This window comes from Proteus sp. CA142267 (assembly GCF_003336825.1).
GTDB lineage: Bacteria > Pseudomonadota > Gammaproteobacteria > Enterobacterales > Enterobacteriaceae > Proteus > Proteus terrae.
This window is the reverse complement of sequence record NZ_QPMG01000009.1, coordinates 145,492-167,410: the sequence shown is the minus strand read 5'-3', so window position 1 is coordinate 167,410 and position 21,919 is coordinate 145,492. Positions and strand designations below refer to the sequence as shown.

At 36.8% G+C, this 21,919-nt stretch carries 22 protein-coding genes; 10 read left to right on the top strand and 12 right to left on the bottom strand.

The genetic code is table 11. From position 1 onward, the window contains the following. Positions 1 to 149 precede the first annotated feature (149 nt). Together C0T34_RS14745 and C0T34_RS14740 are read right to left on the bottom strand one after the other, a co-directional pair. The gene (locus C0T34_RS14745) at positions 150 to 1,010 is read right to left on the bottom strand and encodes an SIS domain-containing protein (protein ID WP_098941714.1); all 861 of its coding nucleotides are present in this window, start codon (positions 1,008 to 1,010) and stop codon (positions 150 to 152) included. 715 nt (positions 1,011 to 1,725) lie between these two features. Continuing rightward, positions 1,726 to 2,331 (bottom strand): LysE family translocator, encoded by a 606-nt coding sequence (locus C0T34_RS14740; RefSeq protein WP_098941713.1) that lies wholly within the window; start codon positions 2,329 to 2,331, stop codon positions 1,726 to 1,728. Positions 2,332 to 2,430: 99 nt separating this feature from the next. On the opposite strand from C0T34_RS14740, the gene C0T34_RS14735 reads away from it, so the two are divergent. The 3 genes from C0T34_RS14735 (at position 2,431) to C0T34_RS14725 (ending at position 4,564) form a co-directional block, all read left to right on the top strand. Beyond that, positions 2,431 to 3,411, top strand: coding sequence for a hydrolase (locus C0T34_RS14735; RefSeq protein WP_098941712.1), 981 nt, complete (start codon positions 2,431 to 2,433; stop codon positions 3,409 to 3,411). Next, on the top strand, positions 3,408 to 3,629 hold the full coding sequence (locus C0T34_RS14730; RefSeq protein WP_075673323.1) for a YheU family protein: 222 nt from the start codon (positions 3,408 to 3,410) through the stop codon (positions 3,627 to 3,629). Before C0T34_RS14735 ends, C0T34_RS14730 begins: the two co-directional genes overlap by 4 nt. Positions 3,630 to 3,694: 65 nt before the next feature. Continuing rightward, the gene (locus tag C0T34_RS14725; protein WP_098941711.1) at positions 3,695 to 4,564 is read left to right on the top strand and encodes a phosphoribulokinase; all 870 of its coding nucleotides are present in this window, start codon (positions 3,695 to 3,697) and stop codon (positions 4,562 to 4,564) included. Positions 4,565 to 4,653: 89 nt separating this feature from the next. Here the strand turns inward: C0T34_RS14725 and C0T34_RS14720 are convergent, their stop codons facing one another. Then, positions 4,654 to 5,061, bottom strand: coding sequence for an OsmC family protein (locus C0T34_RS14720; RefSeq protein ID WP_098941710.1), 408 nt, complete (start codon positions 5,059 to 5,061; stop codon positions 4,654 to 4,656). A 313-nt stretch (positions 5,062 to 5,374) separates the two neighbouring features. Between C0T34_RS14720 and crp the strand changes: the two genes are divergently transcribed. Beyond that, the gene (gene crp / locus C0T34_RS14715) at positions 5,375 to 6,007 is read left to right on the top strand and encodes a cAMP-activated global transcriptional regulator CRP (protein ID WP_004246872.1); all 633 of its coding nucleotides are present in this window, start codon (positions 5,375 to 5,377) and stop codon (positions 6,005 to 6,007) included. Positions 6,008 to 6,101: 94 nt separating this feature from the next. Here the strand turns inward: crp and C0T34_RS14710 are convergent, their stop codons facing one another. The 3 genes from C0T34_RS14710 to ppiA form a co-directional block, all read right to left on the bottom strand. Continuing rightward, positions 6,102 to 7,316 carry an aspartate aminotransferase family protein gene (locus tag C0T34_RS14710; protein ID WP_098941709.1) on the bottom strand — a complete coding sequence of 405 codons (1,215 nt, stop codon included), beginning with the start codon at positions 7,314 to 7,316 and terminating at the stop codon, positions 6,102 to 6,104. Between the two features lie 117 nt (positions 7,317 to 7,433). Next, positions 7,434 to 8,009 carry an aminodeoxychorismate synthase component II gene (locus C0T34_RS14705; protein WP_109850384.1) on the bottom strand — a complete coding sequence of 192 codons (576 nt, stop codon included), beginning with the start codon at positions 8,007 to 8,009 and terminating at the stop codon, positions 7,434 to 7,436. Between the two features lie 374 nt (positions 8,010 to 8,383). Then, entirely contained in the window at positions 8,384 to 8,953 is a 570-nt protein-coding gene (ppiA, locus tag C0T34_RS14700) for a peptidylprolyl isomerase A (RefSeq protein WP_109850383.1), read from the bottom strand. Between the two features lie 270 nt (positions 8,954 to 9,223). On the opposite strand from ppiA, the gene yihA reads away from it, so the two are divergent. From yihA to C0T34_RS14685, 3 genes are all read left to right on the top strand, one after another. Further along, positions 9,224 to 9,856, top strand: coding sequence for a ribosome biogenesis GTP-binding protein YihA/YsxC (gene yihA / locus C0T34_RS14695; protein ID WP_075673327.1), 633 nt, complete (start codon positions 9,224 to 9,226; stop codon positions 9,854 to 9,856). Positions 9,857 to 10,343: 487 nt separating this feature from the next. Continuing rightward, positions 10,344 to 10,862 (top strand): peptide deformylase, encoded by a 519-nt coding sequence (gene def / locus C0T34_RS14690; RefSeq protein WP_075673328.1) that lies wholly within the window; start codon positions 10,344 to 10,346, stop codon positions 10,860 to 10,862. A gap of 170 nt (positions 10,863 to 11,032) precedes the next feature. Continuing rightward, positions 11,033 to 11,491 (top strand): hypothetical protein, encoded by a 459-nt coding sequence (locus C0T34_RS14685; protein ID WP_109850382.1) that lies wholly within the window; start codon positions 11,033 to 11,035, stop codon positions 11,489 to 11,491. A gap of 54 nt (positions 11,492 to 11,545) precedes the next feature. On the opposite strand, the gene polA is transcribed toward C0T34_RS14685, so the two are convergent. The 4 genes from polA to C0T34_RS14665 form a co-directional block, all read right to left on the bottom strand. Then, positions 11,546 to 14,344: a DNA polymerase I gene (polA, locus tag C0T34_RS14680; RefSeq protein WP_109850390.1), complete on the bottom strand. Its 2,799-nt coding sequence runs from the start codon at positions 14,342 to 14,344 to the stop codon at positions 11,546 to 11,548. Positions 14,345 to 14,982: 638 nt separating this feature from the next. Beyond that, on the bottom strand, positions 14,983 to 15,606 hold the full coding sequence (dsbA, locus tag C0T34_RS14675) for a thiol:disulfide interchange protein DsbA (protein WP_098941706.1): 624 nt from the start codon (positions 15,604 to 15,606) through the stop codon (positions 14,983 to 14,985). A 20-nt stretch (positions 15,607 to 15,626) separates the two neighbouring features. After that, on the bottom strand, positions 15,627 to 16,622 hold the full coding sequence (locus C0T34_RS14670) for a serine/threonine protein kinase (RefSeq protein ID WP_098941705.1): 996 nt from the start codon (positions 16,620 to 16,622) through the stop codon (positions 15,627 to 15,629). 14 nt (positions 16,623 to 16,636) lie between these two features. Beyond that, complete coding sequence (locus C0T34_RS14665; RefSeq protein ID WP_075673332.1) at positions 16,637 to 16,906, bottom strand: YihD family protein; 270 nt, start codon at positions 16,904 to 16,906, stop codon at positions 16,637 to 16,639. A 220-nt stretch (positions 16,907 to 17,126) separates the two neighbouring features. Here C0T34_RS14665 and mobA point away from each other — a divergent pair, with 220 nt between their 5' ends. Both mobA and mobB read left to right on the top strand, forming a co-directional pair. Next, the gene (gene mobA / locus C0T34_RS14660) at positions 17,127 to 17,711 is read left to right on the top strand and encodes a molybdenum cofactor guanylyltransferase MobA (protein WP_075673333.1); all 585 of its coding nucleotides are present in this window, start codon (positions 17,127 to 17,129) and stop codon (positions 17,709 to 17,711) included. 11 nt (positions 17,712 to 17,722) lie between these two features. Then, on the top strand, positions 17,723 to 18,241 hold the full coding sequence (gene mobB / locus C0T34_RS14655) for a molybdopterin-guanine dinucleotide biosynthesis protein MobB (protein ID WP_098944036.1): 519 nt from the start codon (positions 17,723 to 17,725) through the stop codon (positions 18,239 to 18,241). A 59-nt stretch (positions 18,242 to 18,300) separates the two neighbouring features. On the opposite strand, the gene C0T34_RS14650 is transcribed toward mobB, so the two are convergent. Then, a complete protein-coding gene (locus C0T34_RS14650) occupies positions 18,301 to 19,959 on the bottom strand; it encodes an alpha-glucosidase (protein WP_109850381.1) in 1,659 nt (552 codons plus the stop codon). Positions 19,960 to 20,175: 216 nt separating this feature from the next. On the opposite strand from C0T34_RS14650, the gene C0T34_RS14645 reads away from it, so the two are divergent. Then, positions 20,176 to 21,156: a LacI family DNA-binding transcriptional regulator gene (locus tag C0T34_RS14645; protein ID WP_109850380.1), complete on the top strand. Its 981-nt coding sequence runs from the start codon at positions 20,176 to 20,178 to the stop codon at positions 21,154 to 21,156. A 231-nt stretch (positions 21,157 to 21,387) separates the two neighbouring features. On the opposite strand, the gene C0T34_RS14640 is transcribed toward C0T34_RS14645, so the two are convergent. Then, positions 21,388 to 21,882 (bottom strand): RidA family protein, encoded by a 495-nt coding sequence (locus C0T34_RS14640; RefSeq protein ID WP_069369589.1) that lies wholly within the window; start codon positions 21,880 to 21,882, stop codon positions 21,388 to 21,390. Positions 21,883 to 21,919 lie beyond the last annotated feature (37 nt).

Sequence of the window (21,919 nt, the reverse complement as noted above, 5' to 3'; positions counted from 1 at the left end):
TAGTTACTCTCCTCGACATTGAAATTAAAACATCTCAACAAAAAAAGACTGCCTAAATAACTATCGTTTCGGCCGTTAGGAGAATAACTTTAGTAATAAGTGTAAACACCTATGTTTAAATATTAATTTTTTGAATCAGTTCAAATTTTTTAATTATCTAGGCTATTAATTAATGCCTGTGAACTTAGCACTAATGTCTTCGCACACTCATCACGTTTCTTTAATAACGCCATAAAAATGAGGTCAGTGATCGTGTTTTGTGCTGTACGTGAAGAGATTGAAGCACTTCGCCACTCACCTTCATCCGCAATTGTTTCTAATATATAATCAGAAATTCTTCCTAATGGAGAGTGTTTTTCTCCTGTAATAGCAATGATTTTTGCTCCCTGTTTTTTAGCTACAGAAGCCGCAACTAACATATCTTTTCTTTTGCCACTATAAGAAATAACTATCTGTAAATCCTTTGGGCTTAACATTTGGGCAACAGATATCTGAACATGATGATCTGTTTCAATCAGCGTGGTTATTCCTATTTTTTGTAATTTATAGCTTAAATCTCTTGCGACTAATCCTGAGCCACCAATACCAATAATCTGAACTCGCTGAGCTTCATCAATAAGCTGGATCACCTTTTCAAAATGAAGGTAATTAATTTGGCGCGTTGTATCGCAAATTGAATTATTTTTCTCTTGAGCGAGTTTTTGTGCGATAACCTCTAAACTATCTTCCGAGCCTATTTGATTATGTAATAGGCTAGGGTTTGCCTCTGAATTCGCGTTTTTTCGACCTAACTCTTCACTAATGGCGAGTTTCAAAGAAGGAAAACCTTTGAATCCTATTTTTTGACTAAATTTAACAATAGCAGATTGACTCACACCCATTGTTTCAGCAAGTTGCTGTGACGATAAAGTGATTGTTTTCTCTGGATTATCTAAAATGTAGTCTGCTATTTTTCGCTGATTCGTAGCCATACCCGGCTTTATCCAGGCAATTTTCGTTAATGTCGGCATAATGACAATATCCACTTCGAGTACTATATAGTTATATATTAAGTAATTCTTGGTACAGTATTTAATACCTAAAACAATTAATTTTTTAGAAAAAAAATCAATTCAAAAGAGATAATGAACAACAATAAAGTATAGAAAAAATCATCTTATTATTAGAATACTTGTTTTTATAATAGTTTTATAATTATCTTTTCAATCAGAACGATACTCATCAGTCCCTACATTTATAATACTTAATTTATTCCCCCTCTCTATTTTAAATAATAATTTATTCTTTTAGGTCAATAGAACGATATAAACTTAATCTATTTACTCTTAATAAATTGTTATTTTCAAACACTTCCATTCATTTAATAACAATTCAAAAACATAAACGTAATAAAAATCACTTTAATAGAAATAGTAAAAAGAATAAATAATTCCTATATAAAATAGTTATTTTTCCATTTTAATGGTGTTAATAATGAGAAATAAAAAAATCAAATAGTTGAATAATGAGAACTATATAACGACTAAAAAATCAGTCATTACTTTATACAAGAGAGTACTTTAACATGAATGATTGTGTCAGTGGGCGATCGTAGATCTCTCTTTTTATAGAGGAATACTCTTTTTTTGATACACATCAAGAGAGATCATTTCAACCAATCTTAAAAAAACATCATTTAAATCAAAAAAATTTGATTATCCCTTGATTTATAAGTATTTTCTGAAATTACTCTATCCAAATCAAAGGGACGCAGAGCGCCGTTAATAATCCCATTGAAATATTGAAAACAAACCAAGAGCGTCTGCTTTGTAAAAATAGACTAATTAATGTTCCACCTAATATCCAAACAATACCAGCAACGAAATTAACAATAACCATAACAAGACCAATAGCAATGACAGAGCTAAAATAAGCATCACCCGATAGACTAAAGCTCCCTACTGCACCTAATCCCATCATCCACGCTTTTGGATTTAGAAATTGCAATAATCCGCCTTGAAACCAACTTACTGCTTGTGGTGTTTTTGCTGGAATATCTAAACGCTGATAAGATGATGTCGCTGTTTTCCAAGCAAGCCAAAGTAAATACGCACTCCCGACTATCTTCAATCCGATATGCAGTGCAGGATAAATTATCAATAATGCGGCAACACCAAATGCAGAGCTCAATAAAACGCATTGCATACCCAGCATAATGCCGGCCATTAGCTTTAACGAGCCTTTAAAGCCCACATTTGCCCCTGATGAAGTAAGCAGTAAATTGTTTGGTCCTGGTGTTATCGCTGCAATAAACAGGAAAATAGTTAAAGAAAAAATAAGGCTAATTGTCATGAAGTGTGCTCAAAGATGTGACAGGCGTTTTATTTTCACCGAAAATAGCAGTATGTTATTTAGCAAACAAGTGTTAATTCATTTTGATAGACGGAAAATATGTCTCAATACTTTAATCCAATGCGTTGGGCTAAAAATCCACATTTACAAACGCTCTTACCAAGAATTGTACGTAGGACGCCACAACTTACGCCACATTGGCAACGGCTCAATCTTCCAGACAATGATTTTGTTGATTTAGCATGGAGTGAAGATCCGGCAACGGCACTCGATAAACCGCGCTTAGTCATCTTTCATGGCTTAGAAGGTGGGTTTAGTAGCCCTTATGCTCATGGCATGTTAGCCGCCGCAAAAGAGAGAGGCTGGCTAAGCGTTGTGATGCATTTTAGAGGATGCAGTGGTGAACCCAATAGACAAAATCGCATTTATCACTCAGGTGAAACAGAAGATGCTCGCTACTTCTTAAATTGGTTGAAAAAGGAATTTGGCGAGCAACCAACAGCCGCCGTTGGCTATTCCCTTGGTGGAAATATGCTTGCCTATTATCTCGCTGAAAGTGGTGAAAATGCGGTTGTAGATGCAGCTGTTATTGTCTCTGCGCCATTAATGCTAGAACCATGCTCAACAAAAATTGAACATGGCTTTTCCCGTTTTTACCAATGGTATCTGTTAAAAGAGCTCAAAAGTAACGCAACACGAAAACTTATTCGCTATCCAGAATCCTTACCGATTAGCTTATTGACGATAAAATCCATCAAAAAACTACGTCAATTTGACGATCTTATTACGTCTAAAATTCACGGATTTAAAGATGCATTAGATTATTATCGCCAATGCAGTGCGTTGCCTTTATTAAATAAAATAAAGAAAACGACACTTATCATTCATGCTAAAGACGATCCATTTATGTCTGCGGATGTTATTCCTGATGTCAAAACGCTACCCAATAACATTGAGTATCAACTTACAGAATTTGGTGGGCATGTGGGATTTGTTGGTGGAAAGCTCTCTAAACCGGTGATGTGGCTAGAAAACCGCATTCCTGATTGGTTGGCGACCTATTTGGAGAAAGCAAAATGATAATACCTTGGAGCGAGCTTTCAACTGAAACACTAGACAATCTCATTGAAAGTTTCGTTTTACGAGAAGGTACTGATTATGGTATCCAAGAGAAAACGCTTGAACAAAAAGTCGCCGACGTAAAAAAACAACTTAAATCCGGCGAGGCCGTGTTGGTTTGGTCTGAACTTCATGAGAGCGTCAATATTATGCCTGCATCGCAATTTCGCTCTGATTAGTTATTCAAAGTCAGCGATGTATCGCCATCAATAAGGGCCAACCTTATTTAGCAAAAGGATAACCTATGTCAATTAAGCATCCTATCATTGCAGTGACTGGTTCAAGTGGTGCAGGAACTACCACAACAAGCCAAGCTTTTCGTAAAATATTCCAACAACTCAATGCAAATGCTGCATTAATTGATGGAGATAGTTTTCATCGCTATACCCGTCCTGAAATGGATATGGCGATAAGAAAAGCCAGAGAACAAGGTAGACATATCAGTTATTTTGGCCCTGAAGCAAATGATTTTAGCTTACTGAGTAAGACCTTAAGTCAATATAGCGATACAGGACAAGGGCAATCTCGCAAATATCTACACTCTTATGATGAAGCAACCCCTTACAACCAATTACCAGGAACATTTACTCCTTGGGAGCCATTAGCTAGTAATACTGATGTTCTCTTTTATGAAGGATTGCACGGCGGCGTTGTTACCAACGAACATGATGTCGCTCAACATGTTGATTTATTGGTCGGTGTTGTTCCTATCGTCAACCTAGAGTGGATACAAAAGCTTATCCGAGACACGACAGAAAGGGGGCACTCACAAGAGGCGGTAAGAGATTCAGTTGTACGCTCAATGGATGATTATATTAGCTACATTATTCCTCAATTTTCACGCACTCACATTAACTTCCAACGCGTTCCGACCGTTGATACTTCGAACCCTTTTTCTGCCAAAGCAATTCCCACTCTTGATGAAAGCTTTATTGTTATTCGTTTTCGTGGCTTAACTGATATTGATTTTCCCTATTTACTTGCGATGTTACATGGCTCGTTTATGTCAACAATAAACACTATTGTTGTACCGGGCGGGAAATTGGGATTAGCGATGGAATTAATTATGGCACCATTAGTCAAAAAATTATTAAATGGCGAAAAGATAAGTTAACCAAAATAAAATTTGTCTCTATAAAAATAATATCCCTTAATTAATGGGATATTATTTTTCAAATTAAACTTTATTTTAAAATATCAAAATTAGTCAATATCTTTTATTTCAAATGAATGCGTAATATTGGCTGCTTTTCCTAACATTAAAGAAACAGAACAATATTTTTCTGCGGATAATTGAACTGCTCGTTCTACAATTTTATCCGTTAATTCTTTACCTGAAACAATAAAATGTAAATTGATATCAGTAAATAAACGAGGGGCTTCTTCGCGTCGCTCTGATGTTAATTTCACTTCACAATCAGTCACTTGGTGACGACCTTTACGTAAAATGCTTACGACATCAATAGCGCTACATCCACCCGCAGCAATTAATACCATTTCCATTGGGCTTGGGGCTTTATCACCCGAATTCCCATCCATCATAATTTGATGGCCTGATGAAGATTCACCGACAAAAGATAAATCTTCAACCCACTTAACTCGTGCTTCCATTTATTTTCCCCCTAAAGATGACAGAAACTAAAAGAGTACATTCTCATAATTCAACTAGCAATTAGCAAATAGGTTTATTATGCTGACTGCGTAAAACGAGACTTAATGCACTAATTGTGTTAAAAACAATATCTGCTTGATGATAGTGGTTAAGATCAATGCATTATTTTCTCATTTATTATAATCTACTCCATATTAACTTACCGTGTTCTCAGGAAGTTAATAGGTAAAGATAGGATTTTTAAGCACGCTGTCTCAAAAGGGAACCTATCCGTTTTGAAAGGCTGCATTTAACGTACAGAGGATAACGCGAATGGTTCTCGGCAAGCCGCAAACAGACCCGACTCTTGAATGGTTTTTGTCACACTGCCATATTCACAAATATCCATCCAAGAGCACGCTGATCCACCAAGGTGAGAAAGCGGAAACACTTTATTATATTGTTAAAGGTTCCGTGGCTGTTCTTATTAAAGATGAAGAAGGAAAAGAAATGATCCTCTCCTACCTAAATCAGGGGGATTTCATCGGTGAACTTGGATTATTTGAAGAAGATCAAGAACGTAGTGCATGGGTTCGAGCAAAAACAGCCTGTGAAGTAGCAGAAATTTCCTATAAAAAATTCCGCCAATTAATTCAGGTTAACCCTGATATTCTGATGCGCCTTTCTGCTCAAATGGCGAACAGATTACAAACAACATCAGAAAAAGTAGGTAACCTTGCTTTCCTTGATGTAACAGGCCGTATTGCACAAACCTTATTAAACTTAGCAAAACAACCCGATGCAATGACGCATCCTGATGGCATGCAAATTAAAATTACACGTCAGGAAATTGGTCAAATCGTTGGTTGTTCACGCGAAACTGTAGGCCGTATTCTGAAAATGCTGGAAGATCAAAACTTGATCTCCGCACACGGTAAAACTATCGTCGTTTACGGGACTCGCTAAGTTTTCCCGCTCGAAACAAACAATAGCCCATAACAGGGCTATTGATATACTTTTTGTTAAACCCCATCCTCGTTGATGGGGTTTTCAGTTGATACTATCCTTTTACAAATTCTGCAATAGCCGCTTTCAATGCCACCATTCCTTCTTGCAGTTCTTCTTGAGTAATAATTAACGACGGTGTAAAACGCATCACATCAGCCCCTGCGTTTAACATCATTAAGCCATGTTTAGCAGCAAGACCGAGTAACTCTTTGGCTTTACCTTCATATTGTGGCGCTAATTGCGCTCCTATCAACAAACCTTGTCCACGGATTTGCGAAAAGACCTGGTACGTTTGATTGATTGCCGCCAGTTCATCCACAATCCATTGATAGCGCTTTTCTACACCCTCAAGTACCTCTGGTGTATTAATTAAATCAAATGCGACATTACCCACTGCACAAGCTAATGGATTGCCACCATAGGTTGTACCATGCGTTCCAACACCCATTGCGGAAGCTATCTCATATGTTGTTAACATCGCACTGAGTGGAAAACCGCTTCCCAGCGCTTTGGCGGTTGTAATAATGTCTGGTGTCACATCATAGTTCATATAGGCAAACAGTTTACCTGTACGCCCCATACCTGTTTGTACTTCATCAAGAACAAGCAGAGCTTGATGCTTATCACACAACCGACGTAGCCCTCTCATAAACTCAGGTGTTGCCGCTGTTACGCCACCTTCACCTTGAACTGGCTCTAAAACAACGGCACAAGTGTGGTCATCCATAACCGCTTTAACAGCATCTAAATCATTAAACGGTACATGCACGATATCGGCAGGCTTAGGACCAAAACCATCCGCATATTTAGGTTGTCCACCAACCGATACTGTAAACAGCGTTCTGCCATGAAATGCATTGTGAAAGGCAATAATTTTAGTTTTATAAGGGCTATGGCGAGTAATGGCATAATGGCGAGCCAATTTAAATGCGGCTTCATTTGCTTCTGCACCCGAATTGGCAAAAAAGACACGTTCTGCAAATGTGTTATCTATTAATTTTTGTGCTAAACGTAATGCAGGTTCATTCGTAAAAATATTACTGACGTGCCAAAGTTGCTCACTTTGTTCTTTCAAGGCTTGATTTAGAGCTGGATGAGCATGCCCTAGTGCTAAAACCGCAATACCACCAGCAAAATCGATATACGATTTTCCTTGCTGATCCCAAACACGGCTACCCATCCCTTTGACAGGAATAAATTCTGCGGGTGAATAAATTGGCAACATTACTTGATCGTATGTTGCCCTATTGATGCTTTGATTTGTCATTACCCCACCTGATCGTTACCCATATTCAATATGAAAATATAATCACTAAATATGAATAAAAAATCAAATGTGGTTTTGTATAAAAAGACGTTATTTCGCTATTTAAATGCTATCCATTTAATATTTAAGGAAATTATTTAATAGCTCATGTCCTTGTTCACTTAAAATACTTTCCGGGTGAAATTGAACCCCTTCAATTGGCAGTGTACGATGGCGAATTCCCATAATTTCATCAACATTTCCATCATGTTGGCTCCATGCCGTCACTTCAAAAGGTACTGGTAATGTTGTCGCATCAATCACCAAAGAGTGGTAACGCGTCACACTTAAAGGTCGATTAAGTCCCTTAAAAACACCTTGTTGATTATGATGTATTAATGAATTTTTACCATGCATCACTTCTCGTGCTCTGATAACCGATGCACCAAAAGCTTGCCCTATCGCTTGATGTCCAAGACAAACCCCAAGAATAGGAATTTCACCGGCAAACCGCTGTATAACCTCAAGAGAGATACCTGCTTCATCAGGAGTACAAGGTCCTGGCGAGATAACAAGATGTGCTGGCATCATCTTTTCTATCTCTTTAAGTCCGATCTCATCGTTACGCTTAACAACAACCTCAGCACCCAATTCACAGAAATACTGATAGAGGTTGTAAGTAAACGAGTCGTAATTATCAATAAGTAACAGCATATTAGCCTATCCGACTGATTTTCTTATCATTATCTATTTTATTACTATTTTAAAGCGAGTGTAGATTTGCCAAAATAGTTCGTTGTTTAACCGACTTGGGTACAACAAAGCCGATTATCATAGCACAGGTATAAAATATGAATAGTAAGCAAGAAAACCTGCTGATTTATTGCGCAATAACAAGAATGACGGTAATTGATGATGAATAGAGTGATTAATAGCGTAGTGAATACTTATTGCAGGAGATCACACGAAAAAAAGAAGGATAAAAAATATTTTTTTCGCACTAAAAAACCCGGAATGAAAACATTCATTCCGGTTTATATGCATTTTATCTTATTAGAATAAGTAGATATCCTATTCTAATAATGCGTTTATTGTTTTACGACTTCCGCAGATAAAATTGTGACCGTTTTTACTGGCACATTTTGGTAAGGCCCAATATTACGAGTTGGAGTTTGTGAAATTTTATCGACTACATCCATTCCTTTCACAACTTTACCAAATACGGCATAACCAAAATCACGTTGGCCGTGATCTAAAAATGCATTGTCAGCCACATTAATAAAGAACTGGCTGGTTGCACTGTTTTTATCTGACGTGCGCGCCATGGCAATAGAACCTTTTATATTGCGTAATCCATTGTCGGCTTCATTTTTAATTGGCGCTCTGGTTTGTTTTTGCTGTAAATCAGCAGTAAAACCACCGCCTTGAACCATAAAACCAGGAATAACACGATGAAAAGTGGTGCCGTTATAGTACCCATCTTCGACATACTGAATAAAATTTTTCGTTGTAATTGGGGCTTTTTTATTATCCAGTGATATTTCAATATTGCCTTCAGAGGTGACTAATTTAACGAAGGTTTCTCCCGTTGCCATTGCAAAAGTCGCTGTTGTTAAAGTGCAAGCGGTAACGAAGGTGACAAGAAAACGTTTTAACATGCAGGGATCCTTTACTTTAATAGTCTACAACTTACTTAATATGCAGCGATTCTAATTCGCTGAGGTAAATAGTGCCAATCATTTACCTTTATTTACGCTCAATAAGTCTAATTACGTTATAACAGGGTAAATTTTAATTTTTAAGCACTGTTATAAGTCATTAAATTGCGCCAAAATAGAGCAAATAAATATTTTAGATATTCATTTTCATGCAAAATTGAAATGAGTATGCATGAAAAGCCGCATTATTTCAGAGAGGTTTATACCATAATGGCCCAATTTAACTACCAAAAAGCACATTTCATTATCAGTGCGCCTGATATCCGCCATTTACCACTAGATACAGGAATTGAAATTGCCTTTGCGGGTCGCTCTAATGCCGGTAAATCCAGTGCTTTAAATGCGTTAACCCAACAAAATGGATTAGCCAGAACCAGTAAAACGCCAGGCCGTACTCAATTAATCAACCTTTTCCAAATTGAAGAAGGTTTACGCTTAGTCGATTTACCCGGCTACGGCTATGCTCAAGTTCCTGAAGAAATGAAACGTAAATGGCAACGCTCTTTAGGTGAATACCTACAAAAAAGAGAATGCCTAAAAGGTGTCGTTATTTTAATGGATATTCGTCATCCATTAAAAGATCTCGATATGCAAATGATTGACTGGGCTGTAGGCTCAGAGCTTCCTACTCTCGTTTTACTGACTAAAGCAGATAAACTCGCATCAGGTGCGCGTAAAAAGCAGTTAATGAGCGTACGTGAAGAGCTGGCAAATAAAGTAGGCGATATCCGTGTAGAATATTTTTCATCATTGAAAAAAATTGGCATTGATAAGCTACGTAACACACTTAATGAATGGTTTTCAGGTTCAGAAGAACAACCTACAAATGATGACAACGCTTAATTATCTTCTTTTTTCTCAACGATAGCGTTCTGTTCTTCTATTGATAAAAGGGAAATCACTTTTCCCTTTCACTTCTCGCATAACCCCCACTCCAGCGAATTTTAGGCAAAAAAATGCCCCAGTCGAAATAAAGTCGACTGGGGCAGCTAATATTCAGCTAAATCCGATTACGTGAAGTAAAAGGTCTGAAAGATAGAACATCTTACCTCTGTACCCTACGAGAGATAATGTACTCTATTTTATTGGTTAATAAAAGCCCTTTTGTAATTTTTTTTCACATGCAGACACGATTCAGCTATGTGTTTATGTATTCAAACCATAAATAAATGTAGTTTAATTACATAATTATGAGACTTTAATCACTTACGTGAATATGATTAAAAATAGAACAAATCACACAAAAGGTGCGGTTTATCCTTAATGATTTTGTGATACGCTTATCGCGAGACCGTAGTAAATATGTAATTAGCGATAAAATGAGGTATCCATGGCTGTATTAACGCTCCTGCGTTTTCCAGATGAGCGTCTGCGCAGAGTCGCAGTACCAGTGGAAAAAGTAGATGACGAAATACGCACATTAATCGATGACATGATTGAAACCATGTATGCAGAACGAGGTATTGGCTTAGCGGCACCTCAGGTTAATGTATCTAAACGCATTGTTGTAATTGATGTTTCTGAAAACAGAGATCAACCGATTGCACTTATCAATCCTGAAATTATCAGTACTGAAGATGAAGTGATGGATATGATGGATGGGTGTCTATCTATTCCAGATTCTTTTGCCCCAACAGAGCGTTACCGCTTCTTAAAGGTTAAGGCATTGGATAGAAATGGTGATGAAATTGAACTTGAAGCCTCTGATTTGTTTGCAGGCTGCATTCAGCATGAGTTAGACCATCTTGATGGCAAACTCTTTATTGACCATTTATCTCCGTTAAAACGTCAACGTATTGAGAAAAAACAGAAGAAATTGAGCAAACTGATCGACTCACAAGTTGCTTAATTATTCACTTATCTCTTTTTCACATTTTGATAAGTTTTGACATAAAAAAGCTCGGTAATTAACCGAGCTTTTCTTTTTTCTATCCTAATACAGATAAATTCTCACTGTTTTTCTCTCCATCCCTTATACAATAGATTTAAAATCTCACCAGTAAATCACTTGAGGAAAAAATGGAAAATAGTCGATTTAAGGATTTATGTGAACAACTCAAAGCCGCCGGTGCAACAACTCCCAAATCATGGGCAAATAGTGAATTACAAGAAAACATTCCACAATTTGCACGCTTCCTTGTGTTAAAAGGGCTCACCGATATCTATCGTGATGTTGAAGGAAATCTCAGTGAAATGGATATTTACTCTGATGAAGCACCCGAAGTATATCAAAAGCTAGCTTCCCAATTTGATGAGCAAGAACTGAAGAAGTTACTGTATTTCTATGGTAAATCAATAATTGGAAAAGTAATTGATATGCTTGATCAAGGCTATCTTTATGACGTGAATGGTAACGTGGGTTGGTCTTTGATGGAACTCGATAACAAAGGCACCACAACAGATAGATTAATCCAGGGTTTGCATGAAGACTTTCTTGAATTTGAAGAGTCAGAACTTGCTCCAAACAGCAAAGCATAAACAAAAAAGGGCACAATCCTGTGCCCTTTTCTAGTTAAAAATAGTGTTTAAAAACTAGTGTGCTTCATCCCAATTATTACCGACACCCACTTCAACTTTTAACGGAATAGCTAATTCCATACTGCTTTCCATTAATTTGTGGATCATGATATTTGCGTTCTCTAAATAAGACTCTCGCACTTCAAATACCAATTCATCGTGCACTTGCATAATCATATGCACATCATCAGGGCATTCACTGCAAATCCAGTTATCCACAGCAATCATCGCTTTTTTGATGATATCAGCAGCAGTACCTTGCATTGGGGCATTGATTGCCTCACGCTCTGAAGCTTTACGACGAATAGCATTCTTTGAATTAATTTCTGGTAAATAGAGACGACGACCATCTAACGTTTCAACATAGCCTTGTTCAGAAGCTTGCTTACGTGTGCGTTCCATATAGTCCAAGACACCCGGATAACGTTCAAAATAGAGATCCATATAACGCTGAGCTTCTCTTCTCTCAACACCAATTTGTTGAGATAAGCCAAATGCACTCATACCATAAATAAGACCAAAGTTGATCGCTTTCGCACTACGACGTTGTTCAGAGGTCACTTCCTCTAAAGGTATGCTGAATACTTCAGATGCAGTGGCACGGTGAATATCTTTACCTTGAGCAAAGGCATCTAACAAACCTTTATCTTGCGATAAATGCGCCATGATCCGTAATTCAATTTGTGAATAGTCGGCAGCTACAATTTTAAAACCTTCACGCGCAATAAATGCTTGGCGAATTCTACGTCCTTCTTCATTTCTCACTGGGATATTTTGAAGATTCGGATCGCGAGAAGATAAACGACCCGTTGCCGTTACCGCTTGATGATATGAAGTATGTACACGCTTCGTCTTACTATTTACCATCAATGGCAATTTATCAGTATAGGTTGATTTTAGTTTCGCAAGGCCACGATGCTCTAAAATTAAGCGAGGTAATTCATGGCTGTGAGCTAATTCTTCCAAGACTTCTTCATTGGTGGACGGTGCCCCTTTCGGGGTTTTCTTGATAACGGGTAATTGCAGCTTATCAAATAAGATTTCTTGTAACTGTTTAGGTGAAGAGAGATTAAACTCTTGCCCCGCTAACGCAAATGTCTCTTTTTCGATTTCAGATAAACGTTGTGTAATCTCTTGAGATTGAACCGCTAACACTTGAGCATCAATTAACACCCCTTTGCGTTCCATTCTAGAAAGCACAGGAACTAGTGGCATTTCGATATCGCGGTAAACATGTTTAAGAGGTTCAATGGCTTCTATTTGAGGATACAACGCTTGATGAAGTAATAAAGTGATATCCGCATCTTCGGCAGCATATAACGTCGCTTGCTCAACCTCAATTTGGTTAAAAGTCAGTTGGCCTTTACCTTTACCCGCTATCTCTTCAAATGTTGTGGTTTTATGGTTTAAATGTTTTTCAGCCAACGTATCCATATCATGTCGATTACCTACGCTATTTAATACGTAAGATTCCAACATCGTATCAAAATGAATACCGTTTAATGCGATACCTTCATTTTCCATAATACCGCGGTCAAACTTCAAGTTTTGCCCAATTTTTAGAATATTTTTATCTTCTAAAATAGGTTTTAATGCCGCGAGCACATCATTAACCGGAAGCTGGTCTGGTGCATCTAAATACTCATGACGCAGTGGAATATAAGCGGCTTTACCCGGCTCAATAGCAAATGACAATCCTACTAAGCGAGCATCAATATTATTTAAGCTGTCAGTTTCTGTATCGAATGCAAATGCTGATGCCTTTTTGAGGAGTTCAACCCATCGCGCTAAGCTTTCGTGCGTTAAAACAGCTTCATAATTTTCCTGTGTAATAACAGGGAAATTAGCTGACGCAGGTATTTCCTTGGATTTTACAGCTTCGGAGGTGTAAGGCACTGCGATTTTGTGTGTACTACGTTGTGCTAACCAGCCACCATTCTGAAGATCACTTATCCAACGTTTAAATTCATAACGTGTGAACATATCTAATAATTGATCTAAATTTGGCTCATTAACCACTAAATCATCAAACGTTTTATCGAGTTCAACATCCGTTTTAATCGTTGCCAGCTTATAAGAAAGTTTTGCCACTTTCTCATGTTCCGCCATTTTTGCGCCAAGTGTTTTAGCACCACGGAAACTCAAGGTTGCGATATTATCAAGCTGTTGATAGATATCATCTAAACTACCAAGCCCTTGTAAAAGGCCTAATGCGGTTTTCTCACCCACACCCGGAACACCAGGAATGTTATCTGATGAATCACCCATTAATGCGAGGAAATCAATAATCAGTTCAGGAGGAACGCCATATTTTTCTTTAACTTCATCGGGGCCTAAAATAACGTTGGTCATTGTGTTAATAAGCGTGATTTTTGGCGTCACTAATTGCGCCATATCTTTATCACCAGTGCTGATTAGGACATCACGTCCATCAGCCGCCGCTTTTAGTGCCAATGTTCCAATAACGTCATCCGCTTCTACGCCTGAAATAGATAACAAGGGTAAACCCATTGCTTGCACCATCTCATGTAAAGGCTCTATCTGCTCACGTAAATCATCCGGCATTGGAGGACGATTAGATTTATACTCCTCATACAATTCATCACGGAATGTTTTACCTTTAGCGTCAAACACAACCGCAACATGGCTTGGTTTATACTGTATTATCAGGCTACGTAACATGTTCAACACACCATACATCGCACCAGTTGGCTCACCTTGGCTATTGGTTAGCGGTGGAAATGCATGATAGGCGCGGTAAAGATATGAGGAGCCATCTACAAGGATAAAGGGGTTTTCTGCTATCTGGACCATAATCTGTTCATCATTGTTCTGAGGTTCGTTGATATGACTAGAATGCCACATCACAGCCCAATAGACGAATATTACCTGTTCTTAAATGCAGAAATTCGGCTTAAATACTCAATTATTTATTATTAGCCGAACTTAACAGAAAAAATAAGTATGAATGATAAATTAATATTAATTAAAGTACTTTTTTATCAGAAACTACTCCCATTAATCTGATTCTAATTAGAAATAAAGACTAAAAAGCAAACTGACTCCTTTATTTAGAAAGCATTTAAGATAGAGCCATTGACTCATCATTAATATTAACAGTCATATTAGTGTCATCTTGTTCTACTAAGACTTTATTTTTTAATCAGCATCAAAATAACCTGTGGATAACTCTGTGAGTAGTTTTGTAACCCTCTCTATATTAATAAGTTAGGCTTCTTTTCAATTCATTAACACAATTAAAAAATCAATCACTTAGAGAATTCATTAAGATATTATAAATTAATCGTAGTATTTTTTATTAATGTGGATAGTTATATTATGACAAAAATATGAAAGTAAAAAAAATAGCACTCCTATTTCTTGAGTGCTATTTTTCATATAAAAACCTATATACTTTTACTTAGTCCATATAGGAAAAGATTAAGTCTATATTATTTTTTCAGCAATAACTGATTCACAATATCAGAATATGTTTTTGCATACTCTTCTGGCGATTTTGCGCTGATACCATCATTTTTCATTTTATATTTACCGCCAATTATCATGGCAGGAACACCATTGATTTGAAAATCAGCGACAGCATTTTGTTGTTGGCTAACTAAAGAATTCACCACAAAGCTATTCATTGCAGCATCATAATCTTCGCCTTTAACGCCAGCGTTAATAAAGGCATTACGGATATCGTCAACAGAACGGATAGATTGAGTTTCTTGAATTCCTTTAAATAAAACTGGAGAAACTTGATCTTCAACACCTAATGCCATTGCAACAGCCCAAGAACGTGTTAAATCTTTACCTAAAGGTCCTAAGAAATCAACGTGATAGCGGACAATGTTGGTATTTTCTGGCGCATTCTTTTCAACAGCGCTATTAACTTTATACACTTCAGAGAATTGATAGCAGTGTGGGCAATAAAAAGAGAAAAACTCAACAACATCAGGCGCCGAAGCAACAGGTTTAGAAAGGTTAGTGTACTGTTTTCCTTCAGAAATATCAGCAGCAGAAACACTGAATGCCAATACCATACTTGCTAACGCCAGCCAAATCTTTTTCATTTCTCATCGTCTCCTAAGAATTAATACATTGGACTAAGCTGTAAAGGAGGCTCATTTAATTGCTCCACTTGTCCCTTGAATAAGGCTAATTGTTTAAACCAAAAATCTTGCTCTTTAAACCAAACAAAAGCACGTGGGAAAGCAGGATCATTCCAGCGTTTTAATACCCATGCGAGGTAATGCACCATTCTCATTGCTCTTAGTGGTTCAATTAATGATAATTCACGTAAATCAAAATCTTGGTATTCATAATAAGACTCAAGGATCGTATCTAATTGTATAACCTGCTCTTGCCGAGAGCCGTTTAATAGCATCCAAAAGTCTTGTACCGCAGGTCCCATTCGGGAATCATCAAAATCAACCATTACAACTTCATCACGCCACAATATATTACCGGGATGGCAATCACCATGTAGCCGTAATATTTGCCATGCAGAGTCCTCAATTCTAGGACGCACATCATAAATAAGTTTATCTATAACCTCTATAAATTGAGGTTTGAGGTTATTAGGAATTAACTCACTACTTTCAAATTCCAATTTTGGTGCTATCAGATATTCTGCAATAGAAACTGTTGGTCGATACTCATAACTCTTTTTTCTGCCTATTTGATGAATGCGCCCTAATGTGCGTCCTACTTCTTCTAGCTGAAATAAATTATCAGTTTCATATGCTCTTCCCCCTATGCTGGGGAATATTGCAAAATAAAAGCCATCATCAGAAAAATGAACTGTCTCATTATTAATCATTAAAGGGGCAGCTACGGATACCTCAGCCCCCTTTAATGCTAAAACAAATTCATGTTCTTCTTTTATTTGTTCATACGACCAACGTTGTGGACGATAAAATTTCACCACATAACGTTGTCGATGTTCATCCATAAATTGAAAAACACGATTTTCATAGCTATTTAATTCCGTTAACCCTGATTCAGGATAAAAACCGATTTTAACTAACGCATCCCAAATGCTATCAGGTGAAAGTCCCTGAAAATTAAATGAGGCAGACATTTCCATTTTCTATCCTGAATTTAATCTTTAATCACGCCACGAGCACGTAAAATGGCGGTTTTAAAATCTTCTTCGTAATCTTTTTTCAGTCCTGGTATCACATCTGTCGGCGCTGAACCGCGCATTTTCAGATGGTAAATCAAAATATCATCAGTCAGATCAGATAATTGACCTTTAAAACCCGCTTCATCAGCCAGTTTCTGCAATAATTGAACTAAGTTTAAATCAGAATTTTCTTCCCAAACTGGGTGCAGTAATTCCATAACTTCATTAAGACGGTGACATTTCATACAAAAAATCCTTATTATTAATTACAACAACAAAGTACCAATTATTATCCGATAGAAAAAGGAAACCTCTGTCAATATGCGTAAAGATTACGCTTTTTTGATAAAAATTGCTGTCGCTTTACATGAAATCTCATTAAGTCGATATTTTTTATTAGTATATCGTCTTTACTTGATAAAAATCGTTCGGAAATTTTAGCCAATTTATTCACAAATATTGAATATGAAAATGAAGAATATTACAGGTGGTATACTTGCGGGTGGCCAAGCAACACGAATGGGAGGTGCTGATAAAGGGCTTCAAATTCTACATGGACAGCCTTTATACCACCATATAGCCCAAAAACTAGCACCTCAAGTTGATAGCATACTGATTAGTGCTAACCGAAATTTAGAACAATATCGCCAAAGCCAATATCCCGTTATTACCGATGAAATAGAGGGATTTTCAGGGCCTTTAGCTGGCATGCTTACGTTATTAAAGCAAGCCTCAACACCTTGGGTTGCCTTTGTACCCTGTGATGTCCCCTACTTTCCTCTTAATTTAGTTGAAAAACTCTATAAACAAAGAGGAGAAGCATTAGCCGTTTATGTTGATGATGGTGAAAGAGAGCATCCTACCTTAGCACTGTTAAATCGTCGTATTATTCCTATGCTAGAAGCTTATTTAGCACAAGGTGATCGAAAATTAATGTTGTTTATGAAGCAGATAAATGCGCACCCGGTTTTATTTGCAGATCAAGCAAATGCTTTTATTAATTTAAATACCCCTGACGATATTGAAAAAGCCAACAAACTAGAAAAATAGGAATGAAAAATATGGCACAAGTAGATTTACCCCTTTTAGGGATCACGGCGTGGAGTGGAACAGGTAAAACGACACTCCTAAAACAACTTATTCCACAATTACGCAAAAGAGAAATTCGTGTAGGTATGATCAAACACACTCATCATGATATGGATGTGGATAAACCCGGAAAAGACAGCTACGAACTTAGAAAAGCAGGAGCAGACCAAACATTAGTCGCAAGCCAACAACGTTGGGCATTAATGACAGAAACTCCAGAACTCCCAGAATTAGATTTGTATTACCTCGCTTCTCGCTTTGATGCGAGTAAGCTGGATTTAATCTTAGTGGAAGGATTTAAAGGCGAAACTATTCCTAAAATTGCCCTTTATCGCCATATCAACAACCGTGATTTTAATGATTTACTTGATGAGCACGTTATTGCCGTCGCCAGTGATTGCGATTTAAGCGTCGATTTTCCATTACTCGATATCAACGCACCTGAGGCTATTGCAGAATTTATTGCAGATTGGCTGAAGCGGATGAAATAAAAATCTCAAATAATAAAGCGTCCTATAAAGGCGCTTTATTTTCAATTAAATAGAGGAAATTAAGCAAATATAATTGCTTGATAAGGCTGAAGAATAAAATTGCCTTGTCCATCTTCCACTATTGGACTGTTATGCAAATAAATATTTTTAGCGTTAATGGTTAGTATTTTTTCTTCACCACTAAAATTACAGTAGATATTGACTGAGTTGCCTTCATAAGTACGCTTAAAAGCAATCACATTTTCTGGTGAATCTAATGGCAAAAACTCACCGTAAATCAGAATATTACTAATCTCTGAATGTCGTCTTAATGCAATTAATTGTTGGTAATAAGCGAAAAGAGAGTACTTATCTTGCGTTTCTTGTTGCGCATTAATATCGACATAATTAGGGTTAACTTTTAACCAAGGTTTACCTGTACTAAAACCACTATTTATTTCATTATTCCATTGGAAAGGTGTTCTTGAATTATCACGACTACGGCCATTAAAGTACTCAATAATTTGCTTGTCACTGTAACCTAATTTCTTGCCCCATTCATACAATTTAAAAACATGTAAATCATCATGTTCCTCTAATGTCATCGGACAATTTGTCATGCCGATTTCTTGCCCTTGATAAATAAAAGGCGTTCCTCGTTGAGCTAATAAAAATGTCGCTAGCATTTTGGCACTAATAGGGTTAATTCCTCCTTTAGGGAGAAATTTATTTAATGAACGAGGTTGATCGTGATTTTCTAAATAAGGCGCTCCCCAACCTACTCGTTGAGTATCTAATTGGCTTTTAATAAATACCGGTTTTAATCTTTCACCTGTAATAGGGTTAATGGTAAATGGCTTTTCATTGCGGATATCTAAATCAGCAATACTAAAATCAAATACCATCGAGAAATAACCATTCTCACCAACATAAGCACGTAAATCTTTTTCAGGTACGTCAATTTCAGCAACTGTCATACTATTTGCTGGCTTAAAAGTGTTCTCAACTAATTCAGTTAAGAACTTATCAATGCCTGGTTGATTTAAAACCCAAGGTACTAAAGATGCAGAGCCATCATCTTTATCAGGTTCAAATTGATATTCAGATAAGGCTTCAGGGGATTTTTTTAAATTACCAATTGCATCAATACGAAATCCAGCAACACCTTTTTTTATCCAGACATTAATCATATTGATAATGTCTTTACGTAATTGTGGATTTTCCCAATTTAAGTCCGGCTGTTCAGGGCCAAATGAATTGAAATACCAACGATTTGTTTTTCCAACACGACTCCAAACAGAGCAGTCAAAATAAGTGCGTAAATTATTAGGAGGAGTCGGCTTATCCCATTGTTTAAATATATAATAATCAGCATATGGGCTATTAGGATCTTCAATTGCGGCTTTAAACCATGGATGCTCATCAGAAGAGTGATTTAATACTAAATCTAATAGAATTTTAATATCACGTTTTTTAGCTTCGCTAATTAGCTTATCTAACGCGTTATTATCCCCAAAGATAGGATCGACAACAGAATAATCAGCAATATCATAACCATTGTCTTTCATTGGCGATTTAAAAATGGGGCATAACCAAATAACATTTGTACCGAGTGACTGAATATAATCTAATTTCTCTGTGATCCCTGCTAAATCCCCAACACCATCCCCGTTACTATCAAAATAACTCTTGGGATAAATTTGATAGACCACCGCTTCTTTCCACCAAGTATTAGACATATTCGCCTCACTAAGGTAATTAGTATATATGGAACTGTTCCATAATTAATATAAGATACTATAAGCACTAAAAGAGAGAGCAAGGTAATTAACATACTAAAATGTGAAATAGCTCATACTAAAAAAACACAATTACCTCAATAAAGATGGGTTTGTCATAATCATATTAAGATATATTAGGTCATCAACTAATTGAAAGGAGCAACAGCATATTCAATGGCCGGGATCCGTGATGTCGCAAAAAAAGCCAATGTCGCAGCAAGCACCGTTTCTAGAGCATTAAATAACAGCGGTTATGTATCTCAAGCTGCACGAGAAAAAATAAAGAAAGCGGTAGAGGAATTAGATTATATTCCTGATACTTGGCTAAGAAATTTATATCAACAAAAAAGTGCCGTTGTTGGTGTCATTATTAATAGCCTTGAATACCCTTATTTTGCGACAGTGACTCGTTTTATTGAAAATAAGCTCGCTGAAAATGGCTATAGCATGATGTTATGCGCAACACAAAATAGCAAAGTACGCGAACGTATATTTTTTGATATGCTCAAACGTGGTCAGATCGACGGTATTATTGCAGAATATTTATTATTGAATGATTGTGAATATCAACATATTCAAAGGCCAGTGGTAACACTAGATCGCCATCTTCGTGATATTCCATTAGTTTGCTCTGATCACCATACTGGCGGGCGATTAGCAGCGGAACACCTTATTCAAAAGAGTTGCAAAAAAATCCTCTACATTGAAGATAACTCAAGTTATTTATCATCAACACCTTCATATCAAAGCTGTTTAGCTTTTAAAGAAACGCTTATTCAGGCAGGTATTAAACCTATTCCATGCAAAGTAAATTGGAAGGAAGAAGAGAAAGATTATTTTCACTCTTTTGCCACAAAAATACTTTCTTTGTATTCAGATATTGATGCCATTTTTGCCGCTGATATTCCAGCAATGGCATTATTTAATGAAGCAACAAGACGAAATATTGCCATTCCAGAACAATTAAAAATCGTTGCTTACGATGGAAGCCCTTGGCTAAATCAGACACTGCGCCAATTAACTTGTATTGAACAGCCCTTTGAACAACTGGCTGAAAAAAGTGTAGAAGTGATTAGTGCATTAATTGAGAATAAAGAAATAACAGATAACGTCTCTGTTATTCCAGTGAAGTTTATTCAAGGTGAAAGTAGTTAAAACATAATTTATAAATATTTACGTATTTCAATGAATTATAGATCAGGTGGTGATGAAGGTAGATTGTTATAAGGTATTCTAGAAGACCAACTCATATGTTTATAAAAACACATTTTATCGACATATCGCCATAACATATCGATACCATAAAAAAACACCAAAGAAAGTTGCCCCTCTTTGGCGTTTTATTTGATTATATTTTACTTCGAAATTGAGTAAAAGCTATCGTTCTTATTTTGCAGGACGAACAGCAATAACTTCAATTTCTACACGCCATGCTGGATTTGCCAGTTTAGCGATTTGGAACGTTGAACGAGCTGGCAGTTGTTCAGTTTTCGAAGCATCAAAGTACTTAGAATAACCGTCCATAAAGCCTTTAAAGTCCATCTCACCTTTAGTTTCTTCACCACCGACTAAGAAGACTTGCATTTTAACAACGTCTTTCATGTCTAAGCCAAGTTCATTCAGGTGAGTTTTGATTTGCTCTAAAACACTGATAGTTTGTTCTTCAGTGTTACCATAAGAAGCTAATACACCTTCTGGCGCATCTGCTGATTTCTTAGCGGGTACTTTGCCACTTAAGAAAACAAGGTTGTTACCTGCACTAACTTCAACAGATTCCGAAATAGGCATACCGTTTAATTTATGGTGCACAACACCCTCCGCATTCGCACTTGCTACACCAAAAATAAAAGGTAGGGCAACAAGTAAACTTTTATAGCGCATGAAAACTCCTTAACATGTTTAATTTACAGTAAAACAA

Excerpts from the sequence above, each read along its gene's own strand:
- C0T34_RS14745 (WP_098941714.1), bottom strand. The coding sequence starts at position 1,010 with ATGCCGACATTAACGAAAATTGCCTGGATAAAGCCGGGTATGGCTACG.
- C0T34_RS14740 (WP_098941713.1), bottom strand. The coding sequence starts at position 2,331 with ATGACAATTAGCCTTATTTTTTCTTTAACTATTTTCCTGTTTATTGCA.
- C0T34_RS14735 (WP_098941712.1), top strand. The coding sequence starts at position 2,431 with ATGTCTCAATACTTTAATCCAATGCGTTGGGCTAAAAATCCACATTTA.
- C0T34_RS14730 (WP_075673323.1), top strand. The coding sequence starts at position 3,408 with ATGATAATACCTTGGAGCGAGCTTTCAACTGAAACACTAGACAATCTC.
- C0T34_RS14725 (WP_098941711.1), top strand. The coding sequence starts at position 3,695 with ATGTCAATTAAGCATCCTATCATTGCAGTGACTGGTTCAAGTGGTGCA.
- C0T34_RS14720 (WP_098941710.1), bottom strand. The coding sequence starts at position 5,061 with ATGGAAGCACGAGTTAAGTGGGTTGAAGATTTATCTTTTGTCGGTGAA.
- crp (WP_004246872.1), top strand. The coding sequence starts at position 5,375 with ATGGTTCTCGGCAAGCCGCAAACAGACCCGACTCTTGAATGGTTTTTG.
- C0T34_RS14710 (WP_098941709.1), bottom strand. The coding sequence starts at position 7,316 with ATGACAAATCAAAGCATCAATAGGGCAACATACGATCAAGTAATGTTG.
- C0T34_RS14705 (WP_109850384.1), bottom strand. The coding sequence starts at position 8,009 with ATGCTGTTACTTATTGATAATTACGACTCGTTTACTTACAACCTCTAT.
- ppiA (WP_109850383.1), bottom strand. The coding sequence starts at position 8,953 with ATGTTAAAACGTTTTCTTGTCACCTTCGTTACCGCTTGCACTTTAACA.
- yihA (WP_075673327.1), top strand. The coding sequence starts at position 9,224 with ATGGCCCAATTTAACTACCAAAAAGCACATTTCATTATCAGTGCGCCT.
- def (WP_075673328.1), top strand. The coding sequence starts at position 10,344 with ATGGCTGTATTAACGCTCCTGCGTTTTCCAGATGAGCGTCTGCGCAGA.
- C0T34_RS14685 (WP_109850382.1), top strand. The coding sequence starts at position 11,033 with ATGGAAAATAGTCGATTTAAGGATTTATGTGAACAACTCAAAGCCGCC.
- polA (WP_109850390.1), bottom strand. The coding sequence starts at position 14,344 with ATGGTCCAGATAGCAGAAAACCCCTTTATCCTTGTAGATGGCTCCTCA.
- dsbA (WP_098941706.1), bottom strand. The coding sequence starts at position 15,606 with ATGAAAAAGATTTGGCTGGCGTTAGCAAGTATGGTATTGGCATTCAGT.
- C0T34_RS14670 (WP_098941705.1), bottom strand. The coding sequence starts at position 16,622 with ATGGAAATGTCTGCCTCATTTAATTTTCAGGGACTTTCACCTGATAGC.
- C0T34_RS14665 (WP_075673332.1), bottom strand. The coding sequence starts at position 16,906 with ATGAAATGTCACCGTCTTAATGAAGTTATGGAATTACTGCACCCAGTT.
- mobA (WP_075673333.1), top strand. The coding sequence starts at position 17,127 with ATGAAAATGAAGAATATTACAGGTGGTATACTTGCGGGTGGCCAAGCA.
- mobB (WP_098944036.1), top strand. The coding sequence starts at position 17,723 with ATGGCACAAGTAGATTTACCCCTTTTAGGGATCACGGCGTGGAGTGGA.
- C0T34_RS14650 (WP_109850381.1), bottom strand. The coding sequence starts at position 19,959 with ATGTCTAATACTTGGTGGAAAGAAGCGGTGGTCTATCAAATTTATCCC.
- C0T34_RS14645 (WP_109850380.1), top strand. The coding sequence starts at position 20,176 with ATGGCCGGGATCCGTGATGTCGCAAAAAAAGCCAATGTCGCAGCAAGC.
- C0T34_RS14640 (WP_069369589.1), bottom strand. The coding sequence starts at position 21,882 with ATGCGCTATAAAAGTTTACTTGTTGCCCTACCTTTTATTTTTGGTGTA.